This is a genomic window from Agromyces indicus (assembly GCF_031432295.1).
GTDB classification, from domain to species: Bacteria; Actinomycetota; Actinomycetes; order Actinomycetales; family Microbacteriaceae; genus Agromyces; species Agromyces indicus.
Genome location: NZ_JAVKGS010000006.1, coordinates 56,618 through 74,470, shown reverse-complemented (window position 1 = coordinate 74,470; position 17,853 = coordinate 56,618). Strand labels below are relative to the sequence as shown.

The window sequence follows — 17,853 nt, the reverse complement described above, 5'->3', positions numbered from 1 at the left end:
GGGGCGATCTGCTACCGCGGGTCGCCCCCGTTCCCCTGTACCCCTGAGGAATCCATGAGCACCACTGCTGACACCGTGTCCCCGTCGGAGGGCATACCCCAACCGGATCGGCCGAAGGCGAAGGCGCAGGGCGGCGGATTCGCCAGGTACCTGCTCATCCGCTTCCTGCTGATCTTCCCCACGATCTTCATCCTCGTCACCGTCGTCTTCTTCCTGATGCGGACCACGGGCGACCCGATCACCGCCGCGCAGGGCGGACGGCTCAGCGCCGACCAGCTCGCCGCACTGCGGGCCGAGGCGGGCTACGACCGGCCGATCCTCGTCCAGTACGTCGAGTACCTCGGCCAGATCTTCACGGGCAACTTCGGCGAGACCATCACCACGAACCGTCCGGTGATCGAGGTGCTGCTCACCTACGGCCCCGCGACGCTCGAACTCGTCTTCTACTCGCTCATCGTCGCTTTCGCCGTGGGCATCCCGCTCGGCCTGCGCGCCGCCTACCACCGCGACCGTCCGCAGGACGCGGTGTACCGCGTGCTCGCGATCCTCTGGTACGCCATCCCGATCTTCTTCGCCGGCCTCCTGCTCAAGCTCGTCTTCGCGGTGTGGCTGAAGTGGCTGCCCGTCGCCGGGCGGGCGACCGTGAGCTCCGAGATCCAGATGCAACTGCTCGACACACGCACCGGGCTCTATACGGTCGACGCGATCCTCACCGGCGACCCCCGCGTCGTCGCCGACGTGCTCTCCCACGCCGTGCTGCCCGCGATCGCGCTCGGCCTGCTCACCGCTGGCATCTTCCTCCGCCTGGTGCGCACGAACGTGATCGGCACCCTCGCGACGGACTACGTCGACGCGGCCCGCTCGCGGGGCGTCAGCGAGCGGCGGCTGCTCAAGCGGCACGCGTACCGCCCGGCGCTCATCCCGATCATCACCGTCATCGGCATGCAGATCGCGCTCCTGCTCGCCGGCGCGGTCCTCACCGAGACGACGTTCGAGTGGAAGGGCCTCGGCTTCATCCTCGCCGAGTTCCTCGAATCGCGGGACTTCGTCGCCGTCCAGGGCATCGTCGCGCTGCTCGCGGTGATCGTCGCGCTCACGAACTTCGTCGTCGACATCATCGCGGCGTTCATCGACCCGAGGGTGAGGTACTGACATGTCGACGGCATCCGTCGCCACCGCCCCCGCCCCGCGTCGCCGCCTCGCCGACCGCCTGCCCGTGGTGCGGCAGGTCCGCCAGAGCGTCGGCCTCCAGCGGGGCATGCTCGTCGCCGGCCTGGTCATGGTCGGCGTGTTCCTGCTCACCGCGGCCCTCGCGCCGCTGCTCGCACCGTACGGCTACGCACAGCGCCGCGATGACGCGGGCTCGTTCGGCACCCAGCAGCCGCCGTCGCCCGAGCACCTGCTCGGCACGACCGTCGGCGGGTACGACGTGCTCTCCCGCGTCATCTGGGGCACGCAGACGGCGGTCCTCGTGATCGTGCTCGCGGTGCTGCTGTCGATCTTCATCGGCGTGGCTCTGGGCCTGTACGCCGGTTACTTCGGCGGATGGCTCGACCGGGTGCTCGTCGTCGTGGCCGACGCGATCTACGCGTTCCCGTCGCTGCTGCTCGCGATCGTCATGTCGATCGTGATCTCCGGCGGGCAGTCGAGCCTCCTCGGCGGCGTGCTCGCCGCCGCGATCTCGATCATGGTCGTGTTCATCCCGCAGTACTTCCGCGTCATCCGCGCCGAGACCGTGCGCATCAAGTCGGAGGCCTACGTCGAGTCGGCCAAGGTGCTCGGGGCGTCGAACCGCCGCATCGTGTTCAAGCACGTGCTGCGCAACGCCACGCGCACGCTGCCGCTCATCATCACGCTGAACTCCTCCGAGGCGATCCTCACCCTCGCGGCGCTCGGCTTCCTCGGGTTCGGCATCGAGCCCACGGCCGCCGCCGAGTGGGGCTACGACCTCTTCAAGGCGCAGTCGGATGTCACGAGCGGTATCTGGTGGACCGCGCTCTTCCCGGGTCTCGCCATCGTGTTCACGGTGCTCGGCATCACGCTCGTCGGCGAGAGCCTCAACGACCTCGCCGACCCGCGCCTGCGCGGCCGCCGCCGCGTGGCGCAGGCCGCGGGCGAGGTGGCCGAGACGTCGGTCGTTCCCGGCGGCACCCTCGCCGCCGGTCCCGGCGGACTGGGCGGTCTGGAAGACGGGGAGACGTTCGACGAACACGGGATCGAGGTCAAGCGATGAGCACGGTGGTCGACATCCGCAACCTGGGCGTCTCCTTCTCGACCGACGCCGGCGCCGTCAAGGCGGTCGACGACGTCAGCCTGTCGGTCGAGCGCGGCGAGGTCGTCGCGATCGTCGGCGAGTCCGGCAGCGGCAAGACCGTCACCGCCAAGACCATCCTCGGCCTGCTTCCCGAGACCGCGACGACGAACGGCGCCGTCGTGCTGTCCAACCGCGCCGGAACGGCCGAGCACGACGTCGTCACGCTGAGCGGAGCGCAACTGCGCGCCATCCGCGGCACCGATGTGGCCATGGTGTTCCAGGAGCCGTCCACGGCGCTGAACCCGGTCTACACGGTCGGCTGGCAGATCATGGAGGGCCTCCGCGCCCACGGCAAGGTCTCCAAGGCCGAAGCGCGGGCGAAGGCGATCGAGATCCTCGGCAAGGTCGGCATCCCCGACCCCGAGGAGCGGGTCGACCACTTCCCGCACCAGTTCTCGGGCGGACAGAAGCAGCGCATCGTCATCGCGATGGCGCTCGTGCTCGAGCCCGGACTCATCGTCGCCGACGAGCCGACCACGGCGCTCGACGTCACGGTGCAGGCCGAGATCCTCGACCTGCTCCGTCGGGTGCGCGACGAGTTCGGCACGGCGATCGTGCTCATCACGCACAACATGGGCGTGGTGGCCGACCTCGCCGACCGCGTGGTCGTCATGTACCAGGGACGCGTCGTCGAGGAGGCGTCGGCCCGGGAGCTGTTCGCCGCACCGCAGGACGACTACACCAAGCGACTGCTCGCCGCGGTGCCCTACGTCGGTCACGGCGTCGCCGAGGCGGCCGAGCGGGCCGCCGCGCGGCCGGAGGGCTGGGCGACCGGCACGCCGGTCGTCGAGGCCCGCGGGCTCGAGATCGAGTACCCGGGCCGCCTCGGCCGTGCCGGCTTCCGTGCCGTCGACGGCGTCGACCTCGCGATCCGGCCGGGGGAGGTGCTCGGGCTCGTCGGCGAGAGCGGGTCGGGCAAGACCACCATCGGTCGCGCGATCGCCGGACTCACGAAGGTCACGGGCGGCTCGCTGAAGGTCCTCGGTCACGAGATGAACGGCATCCGCGAGCGGCAGTTCCGGCCGTCGCGCAGTCGCATCGGGTTCGTGTTTCAGGACCCGGCGTCGAGCTTCAACCCGCTGCTCACGATCGCCGAGTGCGTCGCGGAACCACTGGTGATCCACGAGCGGGCCGTCGATGCGCGCGACGCGCGACCGCGCGTGAACGAACTGCTCGAGGCCGTGCAACTGCCCGCCGCCTACGGCGACCGGTACCCGCACGAGCTCTCCGGCGGCCAGCGGCAGCGTGCGAGCCTGGCCCGGGCCATCGCGCTCGAGCCCGAGCTGCTCATCGCCGACGAGCCGACCTCCGCGCTCGACGTCTCGGTCCAGGCGCGCGTCCTCGAGCTCTTCGCCGAGCTGCAGCGCGAGTTCGGGTTCGCCTCGCTGTTCATCAGCCACGACCTCGCCGTCGTCGACCTCCTCGCCGACCGGATCGCGGTGCTGTACCGCGGACGCCTCGTCGAGGAGGGGACCGGGGCCGAGGTGCTCGGGGCGCCGAAGGATCCGTACACGCAGCGCCTGCTCGCATCGCTGCCCGTGCCCGACCCGGTCGCGCAGGCGGAGCGCCGTGCCGAGCTGCACCGCCTCGACGAGGTCGCGCGATGAGCCGCAGCGTCACGCACGGCTACCCGGTGGTCACGAGCGACCTCTCGATCGAGTACCCGGCCCACGGGGCGAGTGCCGCGCACGTCGCGCTCCGCGGCGTCGACCTGCGGCTCGCCCCGGGCGAGGTCCTGGGCCTGCTCGGCTCCGCGGGCAGCGGCAAGTCCACGCTCGCGCGCGTGCTCTCGGGCGCGGCGTTCGAGCCGAGCGGCGCCGGCGGCGAGGTCCGCCCGGTGATCACGGGCGGCGAGGCGATCGTGCTCGGCACGCCGCTGCGCGGCATCCCGCGCCGGAAGGTGCCCGAGCTCCGGTTCCGGGTCGGCTACCTGGCGCAGGATGCCGCCCAGACGCTGCCGTCCGACCGCACGGTCGCCGAGATCATCGCCGAGCCGATCCTCGAGCGCGACCACCGCTACCCGCGGAAGGCGCTCACCACGCGCGTCGCGACGATGGTCGACGCGGTGCGGCTGCCGCTCGGGATGCTCGAGCGGTATCCCTACGAGCTCAGCGGTGGGCAGCGGCAGCGCGTCGCCCTCGCCCGCGCGCTCGTGCTCGGCCCGTCGCTCCTCGTCGCCGACCAGCCCACGGCCGGCATCGACCTCACCGTGCGCGACGCGGTCGCCGAGCTGATCGGCGAGCTCCGCGACGGCCACACGTTCTCGTCGATCATCATCACGCACGACCTGCCGGTGCTCCGGCGCGTCGCCGACCGCATCGCGGTGCTCGACCAGGGTCGGCTCGTGGCGGCGGGGACGATGGACGAGGTCTTCCGCGACCCGGTGCACCCCTACGTCCGGGCGCTCGGCGCGGCGATCGACGGCGGGCACGCCGTGAGCGACGACCTCCGGCCCGAGCCGCGCGCGTGACCTCCGCGCCGGCCGGCGGCCCCATCGCGATCGTGGCCGACACCGAGCCGCGGTTCGCCGCCGCGGTCCGGTCGGCCGGCGGCGAGGTCGCGCCCGTCTCCGAGGCCACGCGCGGCCTGGTCTGGACCCACCCGGCCGGCGAGGCCGAGCTCGAGCAGCTGCTGCAGCGGCATCCGGCGATCTCCTGGGTGCAGCTGCCGTGGGCAGGCGTCGACGCGTTCGCGGGCCTGCTCCGCCGCCACTCCGGCGACGGCCGGACGTGGACGAGCGCCAAGGGATCGTACGCGCAGCCGGTCGCCGAGCACGCGCTCATGCTCGCCCTCGCCGTCCTGCGCGAGCTGCCGCGCCGCATCCGCGCCGGGGAGTGGGCGCACGACGAACTCGGCCGCACCCTGCACGGTGCGCGGGTGGTGATGGTCGGCGGTGGCGGCATCACCGCCGAACTGCTGCGGCTGCTCGAGCCGTTCGGGGTGCACGCCACGGTGGTGCGGCGAACGGATGCCGCGGTGCCCGGCGCCGCCCGGACCGTGACGACCGCCCGGCTCCTCGACGTCCTCGCCGAGGCCGACGTGGTCGTCGTGACGGCCGCCCTGACCGAGGAGACGCGCGGGCTGTTCGGCCGCGAGGCGTTCGCGGCGATGCCCCGGGGTGCGGTGCTGGTCAACGTCGCACGGGGCGCGATCGTGGACACGGGCGAACTCGTCGCCGCCCTCGGATCGGGCCGCCTCGGCGGAGCGGGCCTGGACGTCACCGACCCGGAACCGCTCCCGGCCGGGCACGCGCTGTGGACCGCTCCGAACTGCATCGTGACGCCGCACGTCGCCGACACGGACGACATGACCGTGCCCCTGTTCGCCGAGCGGATCGCGGCGAACACCCGCGCGTTCCTCGGCGACGGGGCGTTCGTCGGCGTCGTCGATCTCGAGGCCGGGTACTGACGGACCTGAGTCCGCCTCGGATTGGGAGTCCGGCGGTCGTTTTGCTAAAGTGATCGTTGCGCGCTGCGCGATCCTCCATAGCTCAATTGGCAGAGCAATCGGCTGTTAACCGATAGGTTCTTGGTTCGAGTCCAAGTGGGGGAGCTTCGAAGGCCGTCCGGTTCCCGGGCGGCCTTTCGCGATCCGGGAGGTCGACTGGTGTCCGACGATGCGGCCGCGGGCGCCGGCGCGGCCACCGATGCCGCCGCCGTCCGGACGGCGCGTCGCGACGGCATCGCCGTCGGCCTCGCGACCGCCGCGTACGGCGTCTCGTTCGGCGCCCTCGCGGTCGCCTCGGGGCTCGACGTCTGGCAGGCGTGCTTCCTGAGCCTCGTGATGTTCACCGGCGGATCGCAGTTCGCGCTCGTCGGGGTCGTGGCATCCGGCGGTGTCGCCGCGGGCGGGTCGGCGATCGCGGCGGCCGCCCTGCTCGGGGTGCGGAACGTCGTCTACGGCATGCGCATGCGGCCGGTCGTCGGCAGTCGCGGCGTGGCGCACCGCGTGGCGGCGGCGTGGCTCACCATCGACGAGTCGACGGCGGTCGCTCTCGCGCAGCGCACCGACCGCGCGGCCCGCGTCGGATTCTGGGTGACGGGCATCGCGATCTTCATCGGCTGGAACCTCACGACGCTCGCCGGCGCCCTGATCGGCGACGCGCTCGGCGACACGCGGGCGTACGGGCTCGACGCCGCGGCGGCCGCGGCGTTCCTCGGCCTGCTCTGGCCGCGGCTCAAACGGCTGCAGGCCGGCGCGACCGCGGTCGTCGCGGCGGTCGTCGCGACCATCGCCACCCCGGTTCTCACGCCCGGACTGCCGGTGCTCGTCGCGGCGCTCGTCGCCGTGGTCATCGGATGGTTCGACCTGCTCGGGAGGAGGCGGGAGGCATGACGGTCTGGCACGTGATCCTGGTCGCGACCGCGGCCACGCTCGCCCTGAAGCTCGCCGGACACCTCGTCCCGGCGAGCCTCCTCGAACGTGAACGCCCGGCCCGCATCGCCGACCTGTTGACCGTGGCGCTGCTCGCGGCGCTCATCGCCGTGCAGACGCTCGGCGCGGGGCAGGGGCTCACGGTCGATGCCCGCGTGCCGGCACTGATCGTCGCGGCGGCCCTCTACGCGGTGCGCACCCCGTTCATCGTCGTCGTGGCGGTCGCGGCCGCCGTGGCCGCCGGCATCCGCCTGGTCGGCTGACCGGCGGCGACGGATGCCGCGCCGCGGGCGCCGTCGACCGGTCAGGCCTCAAGGTCGTCGACGCCGGGCATCCAGCTCGCGCCCGGGCGGCCCCAACCGCGCTTGCGCGTGATCTTCTGCACGATGCGCTGGTCGTGGTCGTCGAGGCGGTCCATGTAGAGGACGCCGTCGAGGTGGTCGTACTCGTGTTGGAAGATGCGCGCGAGCCATCCGTCGGCCACGATCTCGAACGGCTCGCCCTCGAGGTCGGTGGCCCGCAGGATCGCCCGGTCGGCGCGGCGGAGCGCGAACCGCTCGCCCGGGAACGAGAGGCATCCCTCCGACTCGTCATCGTCGTCGGGCATGCCCGGGACGGGCGGTGAGATCCACAGCTCCGGGTTGATCGCGACGCCGCGCCACGCCGTGCCCTCCTCGTCGGTCCAGCCATAGGTGAACACGCGCAGCGGCACCCCGACCTGGGGCGCGGCCAGGCCCACGCCGGGCGCGGCATCCATCGTCTCGTAGAGGTCGCGCACGAGGGTCCGGATCTCGTCGTCTATCCGCTCGACGGGGGAGGCGGGCGCATGGAGCACGGGGTCGCCCGTGATTCGAATGGGGAGCACGGCCATTCGGCAAGGATATCGGCGGGGGAGCGGGTAGGGTCGTTGCGTGGATCCCGACCTCACCGAGTTGACCGAGCTCATCCCGCTCGATCCGCGGCAGTTCATCGGCATCCCACTCGCTCTGATCGGCGCCGTGTTCCTCTCCCTGGGAGCGCAGTTCCAGCATCGCGGCGTCGTGAAGGTCGAGGCGCTCACCGCCGACACGCTCGGCAAGGGCCTGAACGGGCGTCAGCTCGCGCTGCTGCTCGCGCGGCCCTCGTGGGTGCTCGGCACGCTCATGCTGGGGCTCGCCATCGTCTTCCAGCTCTCGAGCCTGTACTTCGCACCGCTCATCGTCGTGCAGCCGCTCGGGGCGCTGGCGCTGGTCATCACGTCGATCCTCAACTCGCGCGTCAACCACGTGAAGCTCAGCCGGAAGTCGATCGTGGCGATCATCATGTGCGTGGGCGGCGTCTTCGTCTTCGTCGGCGTGGCCGCGTTCACGGCGGTGAGCAAACCGGTGACGGACGGGCAGATCGTGACGATCCTGGTCATCCTCGGGGTGGTGCTCACCGCTGCGGCGATCACCTTCGGGCTGCTCCGCCATCGGATCCGGGCCCTGTTCTACGTGATCATGGCCGGGGTCATCTACGGTTTCGTCGCGACGCTCGCGAAGGTCGTGCTGAACCGGGTCCAGCAGGGGGAGTTCGAGTGGCTCACCTTCCTCTGCGTGCTCGCGCTGCTGGCCGGCACCGGCCTCGGGGCGTACTTCGTCCAGAACGCCTACGCGAGCGGTCCGCCCGACCTCGTCATCGCGGGCCTCACCGTCGTCGATCCCATGGTCGCCGTGCTCATCGGCGTGATCGTGCTGGGCGAGGCGTCGCAGGCGCCGCTGTGGGCGATCTTCGTGTTCATCGTGACCGGCGCCATCGCCGTGTGGGGCGTGTTCCGCCTGGCGAAGAACCATCCGCAGACGAGGCTCTGACCGTCCGTCCGCGCGGCACCGGGCCCGTGCGGCGACGTCTCGTAGACTATCTTCGGATGAAGCCTCCGGCCATCGAGCCGGCACGGCCCCCGGCGACCGCCTGCGTGAGCCCGCCCGGGGCACTCCACCGCCCACGAACTGCGAGGTACAGCACCACGTGTCCGACACCCCGAGCACGTCCGCCGATACCGACGCGGAGCGTCCCCTCCGCATCCTGATCGGCGCCGACACCTTCGCGCCCGACGTCAACGGCGCCGCGCGCTTCGCCGAGCGGCTCGCCGCGGGACTCGTCGAGCGAGGCCATGAGGTGCACGTCATGGCGCCGGCCGCGAGTCGGAAGCACGGCACGTGGAAGGAGGTGCACGAGGGTCAGGAGATGACCGCGCACCGCCTCTACAGCTGGCGCTGGTACCCCCACGACTGGCTGCGGTTCGCGCTGCCCTGGCGGATCAAGCAGAACAGCGCCAAGATCCTCGACCGCGTGCAGCCCGACGTGGTGCACTTCCAGTCGCACATCATCGTCGGGCGGGGGCTCTCCGTCGAGGCGCAGAAGCGCGGCATCCGCATCGTCGGCACCAACCACATGATGCCCGAGAACATGCTCGAGTTCTCCCTCATCCCGAAGGCCTGGCAGGAGTGGGCCGTGGGCCTCGCCTGGAAGGCCGCACGCCGCAGCTTCAGCCGCGCCGAGTCGGTCACCACGCCGACCCGCCGCGCCGCCGACTTCCTCGAGCGCGCCACGGGCCTCCGCGGCGTCCACGCGATCTCCTGCGGCATCGACGCGCACAAGTACGCCCCGAACTGGGAGCCGCGCACCGAGAACCGGATCATCTTCGTCGGACGCGTCACGCACGAGAAGCACATCGACGTCCTGCTCCATGCGATCACGCTGCTGCCCGACGAGCTCGACGTGAAGGTCGAGATCGTCGGCGGCGGCGACCAGAAGCGGAACCTCGAGAACCTGGCGGCCGAGCTCGGCATCGCCGATCGCGTGACGTTCACCGGCTACGTGACCGATGAGGAGCTCCGCGAGGCCTACCACCGCGCCTCCGTGCTCGCCATGCCCTCGATCGCCGAGCTCCAGAGCATCGTGACGATGGAGGCCATGGCGTCGGCGCTGCCCGTCGTCGCGGCCGACGCGATGGCCCTGCCGCACCTGGTCCACGACGGCGAGAACGGCTACCTGTTCGAGCCGGGCAGTGCCGAGGACCTCGCGGCGAAGCTGCGACTCGTGCTCGAGGCGGCCCCCGAGGAGTACCGCCGGATGAAGGAGGAGTCGCTGCGGCTCATCGCCGCGCACGACATCCAGCGCACGATCACCACCTTCGAGAATCTGTATCGTGGGAAGCCGGTGACCGACCCGGTCACCGACAACGCGCCGGCCGCGCTCTCCGAGTGATCCGGCGCGCGGGGCGGTAGCTCAGCCGGTCAGAGCAGTGGACTCATAATCCATCGGTCACGGGTTCAAGTCCCGTCCGCCCTACGCATCGTCCGTCTTGATGGTCGGTCCTCCTGCTCGGACTGAGCGGCACCGGACCCGGCGGGAGCCGCCCTACATCGGAATGCGGCTGAGGGCAATGTCCGCGCGCCGCAGCGACATCGGAACTACTGTTTGAGCATGGCCGCTCACGTTCCGGGGAACGCGACCACCCGGCACCGCAACGTCTCGATGCTGTCCGTCGCGACCACCATCGCCAAGCGCGTCACGACGTCCGAGGAGATCGAGCGGCGGCTGCTCCCGGTGCTCGAGCGGCTCTCGCTGCCGAGCGGCCTGCTGCAACGGGTCGCCGGGGTGCGCGAGCGCCGCAACTGGGAAGACGGCATGACCTTCGACTCGGCCGCGATCGACGCGGGGCGGCGCGCGCTCGAGAGCGCGGGGATCCGGCCCGATCAGGTGGGACTGCTCATCAACACCTCGATCACGCGGCCGCATCTCGAGCCGTCCGTCGCCGTGCGCATCCACCACGGGCTCGGTCTGCCCTCGTCGGCCATCAACTTCGACGTCACGAACGCGTGCCTGGGGTTCGTGAACGGGATGAGCCTCGCGGCCGGGATGATCGACTCCGGTCAGGTCGACTACGCGGTCGTCGTCGACGGCGAGGATGCCGATCAGGTGCAGCGGAACACGATCGAGCGGTTGCAGCGTGAGGGCATCGGCCGGGCGCAGTTCATGAGCGAGTTCGCGAGCCTCACGCTGGGGTCGGGGGCCGCCGCTGCCGTGATCGGGCGCACCGACCGGCATCCGGAGGGGCACCGCATCCTCGGCGGCATCACGCGGGCCGCGACGCAGTTCAATTCCCTCTGCGTGGGCAGCGTCGACGGCATGTTCACCGACGCGCGAGCGCTCCTCAAGGGCGGCATGGAACTCGTGACCGCGGCGTGGCGGGAGGCGAGGAAGCACTGGAACTGGGCCCAGATGGACCGGTACATCATGCACCAGGTGTCCGACGTGCACACCGACGCCATCGTGAAGGCCGCGAAGCTCGACCGGACGCGCATCCCGCTCACCTACCCCACGCTGGGCAACATCGGGCCGGCCTCCATCCCGATCACCCTCGCGCACGAGGCGCCGTCGCTGCGTCGCGGCGACCGGGTGCTCCTCATGGGCGTCGGGTCGGGGCTCAACACGTCGATGCTCGAGATGGCCTGGTAGGGCCATGCAGGTCGCTGCATCCGTGCCGCCGTCCGGGCTGCCCGGCCTGCCGGACGGCCATTCCCGCATCGTCCGTGCGGCCGGTGCCGAGTGGCACCTGCTCGACAACGGCACCGCGCTGGATGCCGCGGGCGTCACGCCGATCGGCACGCTCCTGTGCGTGCACGGCAACCCGACCTGGTCGTACCTCTGGCGGCGCTTGATCACCGGCGCCACCGAGGCGGCGCTGGGGGAGGACCCGCGACCGGCGTGGCGCGTCGTCGCCGTCGACCAGCTCGAGATGGGGTACTCGGCGAGGACCGGCCGGATGCGACGGCTGGGGGACCGCGTCGCCGAGCTCGGCGCCCTGACCGACGATCTCGGCCTCGCGGGACCGGTCGTCACGGCCGGCCACGACTGGGGTGGTCCGGTCAGCCTGGGCTGGGCCGTCGACCACCCCGACCTCCTCGCCGGGGTCGTCCTGCTGAACACCGCGGTGCACCAGCCCGAGGGTCGTCCCGTCCCGATGCCGCTCCGGGCGGCGCTCGCGCCGGGAGTCCTCGACCTGGCGACGCAGTCCACGCCGGCGTTCCTCGAGACGACCCTGTCGCTCGCCCGCCCCGCCCTGGCGCCGGAGGTCCGCGAGGCGTTCCGTGCGCCCTACGCGAACCCGGATCGCCGGCGCGGCATCCACGACTTCGTGGCCGACATCCCCGCCTCATCCGAGCACGCCAGCACGCCCGAGCTGGACCGGATCGCGGCCGGCGTCGCCGACCTCGCCGTGCCCGCGCTCGTCCTGTGGGGTCCGCGTGATCCGGTGTTCGGAGAGGCGCACCTGCGCGACCTCCTCGAGCGGATGCCGCACGCGGACGTGCATCGCGCGGAGGGCGCCGGCCACCTCATCGCCGAGGAGACGGACTACGCCGCCATCGTGCTCGACTGGGTCGCCGAGACCCTCGCACCGGCGTCCGATTCCGACATGCGCCCATCGGACGGACGGGAGGCGCCGAGCGAACCGATCTGGGCTCCGATGGAGCGCAACGCTCGCCGCGACGCGCCGGCGCTCATCGACATGGGCGCCGGCGCGGACGGAGCCCCGCGCGTCATCCGCTGGGCCACGCTCGCGCAGCGCGTCGACGAGTTGGCGCACGGCCTGGTGGCCGCGGGAGTCCGACCCGGCGACCGCGTGAGCCTGCTCGTGCCGCCGTCGGCCGACCTCACCGCGGTGCTCTACGCCGCCGTGCGCGTGGGTGCCATGGTGGTCGTCGCTGACGCGGGGCTCGGCGTGCGCGGGCTCGGGCGCGCCATCCGTGGTGCCCAGCCCGACGTCATCGTCGGCGCGCTGCCCGGCCTGGTCGCCGCTCGCGCGCTGGGCTGGCCGGGTCGTCGGATCTCGGTGGCCACCCTCTCGCGGACCCTCGCGCGCTCGCTCGCCGTGGAGCATTCGCTCGGCGACCTGCGACGACTCGGGCGGGCGCGGATCGCCGGCGGCTCCGGACTCCCCGAACCCGAGCCGACGGATGCCGCGGCGATCCTGTTCACCTCGGGTTCGACGGGACCCGCCAAGGGCGTGCGGTACACCCACGGGCAGCTGAGTGCGCTGCGGGACGCGCTCGCTCGGCACTACGACCTCGGGCCGGATACGGGCATCGTCGCCGGATTCGCGCCGTTCGCGCTGCTCGGGCCGGCGCTCGGTGCGAGATCGGTCATCCCGCTCGGCGACGTCACGGCGCCGCGCACGCTCACCGCGAGCGCGGTCGCCGATGCGGCCGAGGCGGCGGATGCCACGGTGCTGTTCCTCTCACCCGCCGCGCTCGCCAACGTCGTCGCGACCGCGGACGCGCTCCGCCCGTCGCAGCGCGCCGCACTGACGCGGATCCGCACGGTGCTCTCGGCGGGCGCTCCGGTCCCGGTGCACCTGCTCGAACAGGTCGGCGAACTCGTCCCGAACGCCACCCTGCACACGCCCTACGGCATGACCGAAGGGCTCCTCATGACCGACATCACCCTCGAGGGCATCCGCGACGCCGCGACGACCGATGCCGACGGCACCGGAGGGGTGTGCGTGGGGTCGCCGATCGACGGCGTCGACGTGCGGATCAGTCCGCTCGACGACGACGGCCGGCCGACCGGAAGCCTCACGACCGCCCCGGGTGTCACGGGGGAGATCGTCGTCTCCGCCCCGCACCTGCGGGACGGCTACGACCGGCTCTGGGCGGTGGACCGCCTCGCGAAGGCGCACGCGACGCTCGAGGTGCGGCGGCACAGCACGGGCGATGTCGGCCACCTGGACGCCGAGGGGCGGCTCTGGGTCGAGGGTCGCCTGCAGCATGTCCTGGTGACGGCGGACGGCGTGGTCACTCCGGTCGGCATCGAGCAGCGCATCGAGACCGCCACGGGCGGGCGCCGCGCCGCGCTCGTGGGCGTCGGCCCGCGCGGCACGCAGGCGCTCGTCGCGATCGTCGAGGGCGGCCGGACGCCCGGACTCGCCGATTCGGACCTCGCCGCATCGGTTCGGGCAGCCGCCTCCCGGCCGCTCGCGGCGGTCCTCACGACGCCGTCACTGCCGACCGACATCCGGCACAACTCGAAGATCGACCGGACGGCGCTCGCGCACTGGGCCGATGCGCTGCTCCGCGGCGAGCGGGCGGGTCGACCATGAGGGTGCTCGTCACGGGGGCGAGCGGCTACCTGGGAGGCGCCGTCGCGGGCGAGCTCATCCGCCGCGGCCACGACGTGCGCACCCTGCAGCGGCGGCCCTCCCGGGTCGACGGCGCGCTCGACGTGATGGGCGACGTGACGGATGCCGCTCGCGTGCGGACCGCGGTCGCCGGTATGGATGCAGTCGTGCACCTCGCCGCGAAGGTGTCGCTGGCCGGCGCGCCCGCGGAGTTCGATGCGGTCAACGTCGAGGGGACGCGAACGCTGCTCGACGAAGCGCGACGTGCGGGTGTCACGCGCGTCGTTCACGTCTCCTCGCCCTCGGTCGCCCATGCCGGCACGTCGCTCGTGGGGGACGGCACCGGGCGGGCGGATCCCGATCGGGCCCGCGGCGACTATGCGCGCACGAAGGCGCTCGGTGAACTGCTCGCGCTGGAATCCGACGCACCGGGTTTCGCGGTCGTCGCCATCCGTCCGCACCTCGTGTGGGGACCGGGCGACCCGCAGCTCGTCGGCCGGATCGTCGAGCGCGCCCGGACGCGGCGACTCCCGGTGATCGGCAACGGTGCCGCCCTCATCGACACGACGTACATCGACAATGCGGTGGCCGCGATCGTCGCCGCGCTCGACCGCGCGAAGCGGGTGCACGGGCGCGCCTACGTGGTGACGAACGGCGAACCGCGGCCGGTGGGGGAGCTGCTCGCCGGCATCTGCCGCGCCTGCGGCGTCCCGGCGCCCGCGTGGCGGGTCCCGGCCAGCGCGGCGCGCGGCGCCGGTGCCGCCGTGGAGGCCCTGTGGCGACTCCGCCCGGGCCGAGACGAACCGCCGATGACCCGGTTCCTCGCCGAGCAGCTGTCGACGGCGCACTGGTTCGACCAGCGCCGCGTCCGCGAGGACCTCGACTGGGCGCCGACGATCACGATCGACGAGGGTCTCGCACGGCTGGCGGCCTGGACGGCGGCGCGGAACTGACCGGCGGCCCGGGTCGGGATGCTGCTGCTGCCGCACCCCGACCCGTGCGCATCAGTCGCGCGTGGCACCCACCGCGGTGCCGGCGGCGATGGAGCCGCCCGCGAGCCCGGCGAGGATCGCACCGACGTCGAGCCCGGTCAACGACTTCACGACCTCCGTGCCCTCGCCGAGCACCTGCCCGACGGTCTTGGTCATCGCGCTGGCCCCGTCGGTCGAGACCACGGTCAGCGTGTCGATGTTCGAGATGGGCTCGGCGGCGGCGCGCACGATCTCCGGGAGGCGCGAGATGATCTCCTGCGCGAGGGCGGCCTCGCCGTACTTCTTGAGGGCTTCGGCCTTCGCGTCCGTCGCGGCGGCCTCTGCCACGCCCTCCGCCTGGATGGCGGCCGCGCGCGCCTCACCCTCGGCGCGCACACCCGCGGCCAGGGCGACCTGGCGATCGCGCTCGGCCTCACCGGCGAATCGGACGCTCGTCGCCGCCGCCTCGGCGTCCTGCACCGCCGCCACCTTGTTGGCCTCGGCGATCCTGGTGCGCTTGTACGCGTCGGCTTCGGTCGCGGCGTTGGCCGCGTCGCGCTGCGCGTTCGCGCGCTGGACCTCGGCGTACGCCTCGGCCTCGGCCGGCTTGCGGATCTCGATGTCGAGGCGCTCCTGAGTCACGAGCGCCTGCTCGGAGAGCGCGTCGCGCTCCTGCACCGCGACGAGCTTGTCCTGCTCGGCGCGGGCCAGCAGGCCCGAGGCCTCCGCCTCGGCGTTCGCGCGATCGGTCTCGGCCTTGATCGAGGCCTGCTTGAGGCTCAGCGCCTTCTGGCGTTCCGCGACCTGCTCGGCGGCCTCGATCCGGGCGAACTCGCTGACGCGGGCCGCCTCGGCCTCGCTCACCTCGGCGACCTGGCGGGCGCGGGCGGCCTCGGCGCGACCGAGGTTCGCGAGGTAGTCGCTGCCAGGCGTGGAGATGTCGCTGATGTTCAGCAGGTCGACCTGCAGCCCCTGCTCCGCGAGGTCGGTCTTCGTCTCGGCGACGACGCGGTCGGAGAGCGACTTGCGATCGGAGATGATCTGCTCGATCGTCATGTCGCCGACGATCGAGCGCAGCGAGCCCTCGAGCGACTCCTTGATGATCTCGGTCAGGAGGTCCTGCTGCGAGAGGAACCGCTGGGCCGCGCGGCGGACCCCGTCCTCGGTTCCGCTCACCTTGAAGTTGATCGATGCCTTGATGGCGATCTTGATGCGGTGCTTGTCGACGCCCTCCACCGTGATCCCGATCTGGCGCTGCTCGAGGGAGATGGCGAAGCCCTGCTGCAGGATCGGCCACACGAACGTGCGGCCGCCGATGACCACCCGCTGACCGGTGCCGCTGTCCGCGGACCGGCCGGCACCGCGGCCGACGATGATGAGCGCCTCGTTGGGCGGGACGCGTCGGATGCGACGTGCGATGAACGTCAGCAGGCCGCCGATCGCGACGACGATCGCGATGATCGCGCCGATCTGGACGAGTTCGGACGAGAGGGGGATCACGGGGGTCCTTCCGGTTCGGGCGGGTGGTGCAGAGGTCGAACGTCGCGCGCACGGCGCGAGCAGACGGGGAGGGCCGCGCCGACGCGGCTCCCGGATGCGTCAGTCGCGGTCGGCGACGACCTTGACGCGGCTGCCGGCGTGCGCGACGACGCGCACGCGGGCGCCGTCGGGGATCGATCCGTCGGCGAAGGCGAGGCGGCGCTCCAGTTCACCGGGCCCGTCGAGGCTGACCTCGCCGCCCGCGGCGCCGATCTCGGAGGTCGCCACGCCGGTCAGGCCGACCGCTGATGCGGGGACGCCGTCGGAACTCGCGGCGAGCGATCGCACGGTGAGCGCGGAGACGACGTAGGCCGCGATCGCGAGTCCGATCGCGAGCACGTACGCCCAGACGAGGTCGAGGCCGCTGCTCGCCGTGATGGCGCCGGCCGCGCCGAAGACGGTCAGGGCCACCGAGAGCGCGGTGCCCGAGATCATCCCGTCACCGAGCTCGAAGTGGTCCAGCACGTCGCCGATGACGAGCGACACGACGAGGAGGGCGAGGCCGATGCCTCCCACGATCAGGAACGGAAGGAGCACGTGCGGCCTCTCTGCGGGCATCCCGGCAGGGGCGTGCACGCAGGGGGAGCGCGGCGCGAGCGGGGAGCGGGGTCGGTGGGTCGCGATCACCATATCGGCGTCGCGGCCTCCGGCACCAGAGCGCAGACGACGGATCAGCCGGTGGCGCCGAGCGGCAGGGCGATGGCGTCGACGGCCGCATCGCCGCGGATGACGCGCATGAGCCGCACCACCTCGTCGGCGACCTCGGCGGTGACCGAACGGCAGGCGACGTGGTACGGTCCGAGCGGGGGCAGCCCGCCGCCGCGGATCCGGATCACCTCCCAGCCGACCTCGCGCAACGCCGCATCCTTCTCCTGGTCCGAGCCCTCCTTCAGACCGCGGTGCGCCCGGCCGGAGCGACCGGGATCGTCGTACTCGATCGCGATCCGCAGTTCCGCGACGAGGATGTCGGGCCAGACCTCCTGCCGCCCGTAGAACATGCGGGCGGTCCGCACCGCATTGGCGCGGTGGTGCAGCTTCAGTCGTTCCCCGAGCAGCACGCGCAGTCGCTGCTCGGTCATCGAGGTGCCCACGCGCAGCCCCGGCTTCATGAACGGCATCCCGGCCTCGCGAAGCGACCCCGGGGAGGCCGCGTTGCGCCCGCACTTCGGACAGCCCGGCCCGGTCAGCACGTCGACGACGCTGGCTCGGAACCGGTCGTGGCCGCGTCGGCAACGCCAGTCGAACTCCGCGCCGACCCGCGTCTCCGCGGCGAGCGCCGACCGCTGGGGCGGCGCGACGCGACCGAGGAGCTCGCCGCGCGTGCGCTGCGTCTCGTGCAGGAGCATGCAGACCGGGCAGGTTCGGCGCAGTGCGACGCTGCCCGGCGCTCCCGCCGCGGCTCCGTGACCGCACGCGAAGCTCACCGCGACCATCTGGATACCCCGTTCGTCATGGCGACATCGTCGCCGATGCCGCCGACATGCCCGGTCCGAGTGCCGCGCCCCGCGTGTCCG

At 72.4% G+C, this 17,853-nt stretch carries 16 protein-coding genes and 2 tRNA genes; 14 read left to right on the top strand and 4 right to left on the bottom strand.

Annotated elements, in window-relative coordinates; genetic code table 11:
- The first annotated feature begins 54 nt into the window (after positions 1-54).
- The 8 genes from RH861_RS16110 to RH861_RS16075 all read left to right on the top strand — a co-directional run bounded on the left by RH861_RS16110 (position 55) and on the right by RH861_RS16075 (position 6,951).
- Positions 55-1,152 (top strand): ABC transporter permease, encoded by a 1,098-nt coding sequence (locus RH861_RS16110; protein ID WP_067950262.1) that lies wholly within the window; start codon positions 55-57, stop codon positions 1,150-1,152.
- A 1-nt stretch (position 1,153) separates the two neighbouring features.
- A complete protein-coding gene (locus RH861_RS16105) occupies positions 1,154-2,233 on the top strand; it encodes an ABC transporter permease (protein WP_310521834.1) in 1,080 nt (359 codons plus the stop codon).
- A complete protein-coding gene (locus RH861_RS16100) occupies positions 2,230-3,921 on the top strand; it encodes an ABC transporter ATP-binding protein (RefSeq protein WP_310521833.1) in 1,692 nt (563 codons plus the stop codon). The genes RH861_RS16105 and RH861_RS16100 overlap by 4 nt, the downstream gene beginning before the upstream one ends.
- Entirely contained in the window at positions 3,918-4,784 is an 867-nt protein-coding gene (locus RH861_RS16095; protein WP_310521832.1) for an ATP-binding cassette domain-containing protein, read from the top strand. Before RH861_RS16100 ends, RH861_RS16095 begins: the two co-directional genes overlap by 4 nt.
- Positions 4,781-5,722, top strand: a complete 942-nt coding sequence (locus RH861_RS16090; protein ID WP_310521831.1) for a D-isomer specific 2-hydroxyacid dehydrogenase family protein — start codon at positions 4,781-4,783, stop codon at positions 5,720-5,722. Before RH861_RS16095 ends, RH861_RS16090 begins: the two co-directional genes overlap by 4 nt.
- Positions 5,723-5,793: 71 nt before the next feature.
- A tRNA-Asn gene (locus tag RH861_RS16085) sits at positions 5,794-5,866 on the top strand.
- A gap of 54 nt (positions 5,867-5,920) precedes the next feature.
- On the top strand, positions 5,921-6,649 hold the full coding sequence (locus RH861_RS16080) for an AzlC family ABC transporter permease (RefSeq protein ID WP_374760995.1): 729 nt from the start codon (positions 5,921-5,923) through the stop codon (positions 6,647-6,649).
- Complete coding sequence (locus RH861_RS16075; protein WP_310521830.1) at positions 6,646-6,951, top strand: AzlD domain-containing protein; 306 nt, start codon at positions 6,646-6,648, stop codon at positions 6,949-6,951. Before RH861_RS16080 ends, RH861_RS16075 begins: the two co-directional genes overlap by 4 nt.
- Positions 6,952-6,992: 41 nt before the next feature.
- Here the strand turns inward: RH861_RS16075 and def are convergent, their stop codons facing one another.
- Positions 6,993-7,559, bottom strand: a complete 567-nt coding sequence (def, locus tag RH861_RS16070; RefSeq protein ID WP_310521829.1) for a peptide deformylase — start codon at positions 7,557-7,559, stop codon at positions 6,993-6,995.
- A 40-nt stretch (positions 7,560-7,599) separates the two neighbouring features.
- Between def and RH861_RS16065 the strand changes: the two genes are divergently transcribed.
- From RH861_RS16065 to RH861_RS16040, 6 genes are all read left to right on the top strand, one after another.
- Positions 7,600-8,517 (top strand): DMT family transporter, encoded by a 918-nt coding sequence (locus tag RH861_RS16065; protein WP_310521828.1) that lies wholly within the window; start codon positions 7,600-7,602, stop codon positions 8,515-8,517.
- A gap of 157 nt (positions 8,518-8,674) precedes the next feature.
- Positions 8,675-9,916, top strand: a complete 1,242-nt coding sequence (locus tag RH861_RS16060; protein WP_310521827.1) for a glycosyltransferase — start codon at positions 8,675-8,677, stop codon at positions 9,914-9,916.
- A gap of 10 nt (positions 9,917-9,926) precedes the next feature.
- Positions 9,927-10,000: transfer RNA gene (locus RH861_RS16055), tRNA-Ile, on the top strand.
- A 135-nt stretch (positions 10,001-10,135) separates the two neighbouring features.
- Positions 10,136-11,170, top strand: coding sequence for a 3-oxoacyl-ACP synthase III (locus tag RH861_RS16050; RefSeq protein ID WP_310521826.1), 1,035 nt, complete (start codon positions 10,136-10,138; stop codon positions 11,168-11,170).
- Between the two features lie 4 nt (positions 11,171-11,174).
- The gene (locus RH861_RS16045; RefSeq protein WP_310521825.1) at positions 11,175-13,811 is read left to right on the top strand and encodes an alpha/beta fold hydrolase; all 2,637 of its coding nucleotides are present in this window, start codon (positions 11,175-11,177) and stop codon (positions 13,809-13,811) included.
- Positions 13,808-14,782 carry an NAD-dependent epimerase/dehydratase family protein gene (locus RH861_RS16040; RefSeq protein WP_310521824.1) on the top strand — a complete coding sequence of 325 codons (975 nt, stop codon included), beginning with the start codon at positions 13,808-13,810 and terminating at the stop codon, positions 14,780-14,782. Before RH861_RS16045 ends, RH861_RS16040 begins: the two co-directional genes overlap by 4 nt.
- A 51-nt stretch (positions 14,783-14,833) precedes the next feature.
- On the opposite strand, the gene RH861_RS16035 is transcribed toward RH861_RS16040, so the two are convergent.
- The 3 genes from RH861_RS16035 to RH861_RS16025 form a co-directional block, all read right to left on the bottom strand.
- Entirely contained in the window at positions 14,834-16,297 is a 1,464-nt protein-coding gene (locus RH861_RS16035) for a flotillin family protein (protein WP_310521847.1), read from the bottom strand.
- Between the two features lie 102 nt (positions 16,298-16,399).
- Positions 16,400-16,876: an NfeD family protein gene (locus RH861_RS16030; RefSeq protein WP_310521823.1), complete on the bottom strand. Its 477-nt coding sequence runs from the start codon at positions 16,874-16,876 to the stop codon at positions 16,400-16,402.
- A gap of 134 nt (positions 16,877-17,010) precedes the next feature.
- Complete coding sequence (locus tag RH861_RS16025; protein WP_248598856.1) at positions 17,011-17,685, bottom strand: putative endonuclease domain-containing protein; 675 nt, start codon at positions 17,683-17,685, stop codon at positions 17,011-17,013.
- Positions 17,686-17,853: the final 168 nt, after the last annotated feature.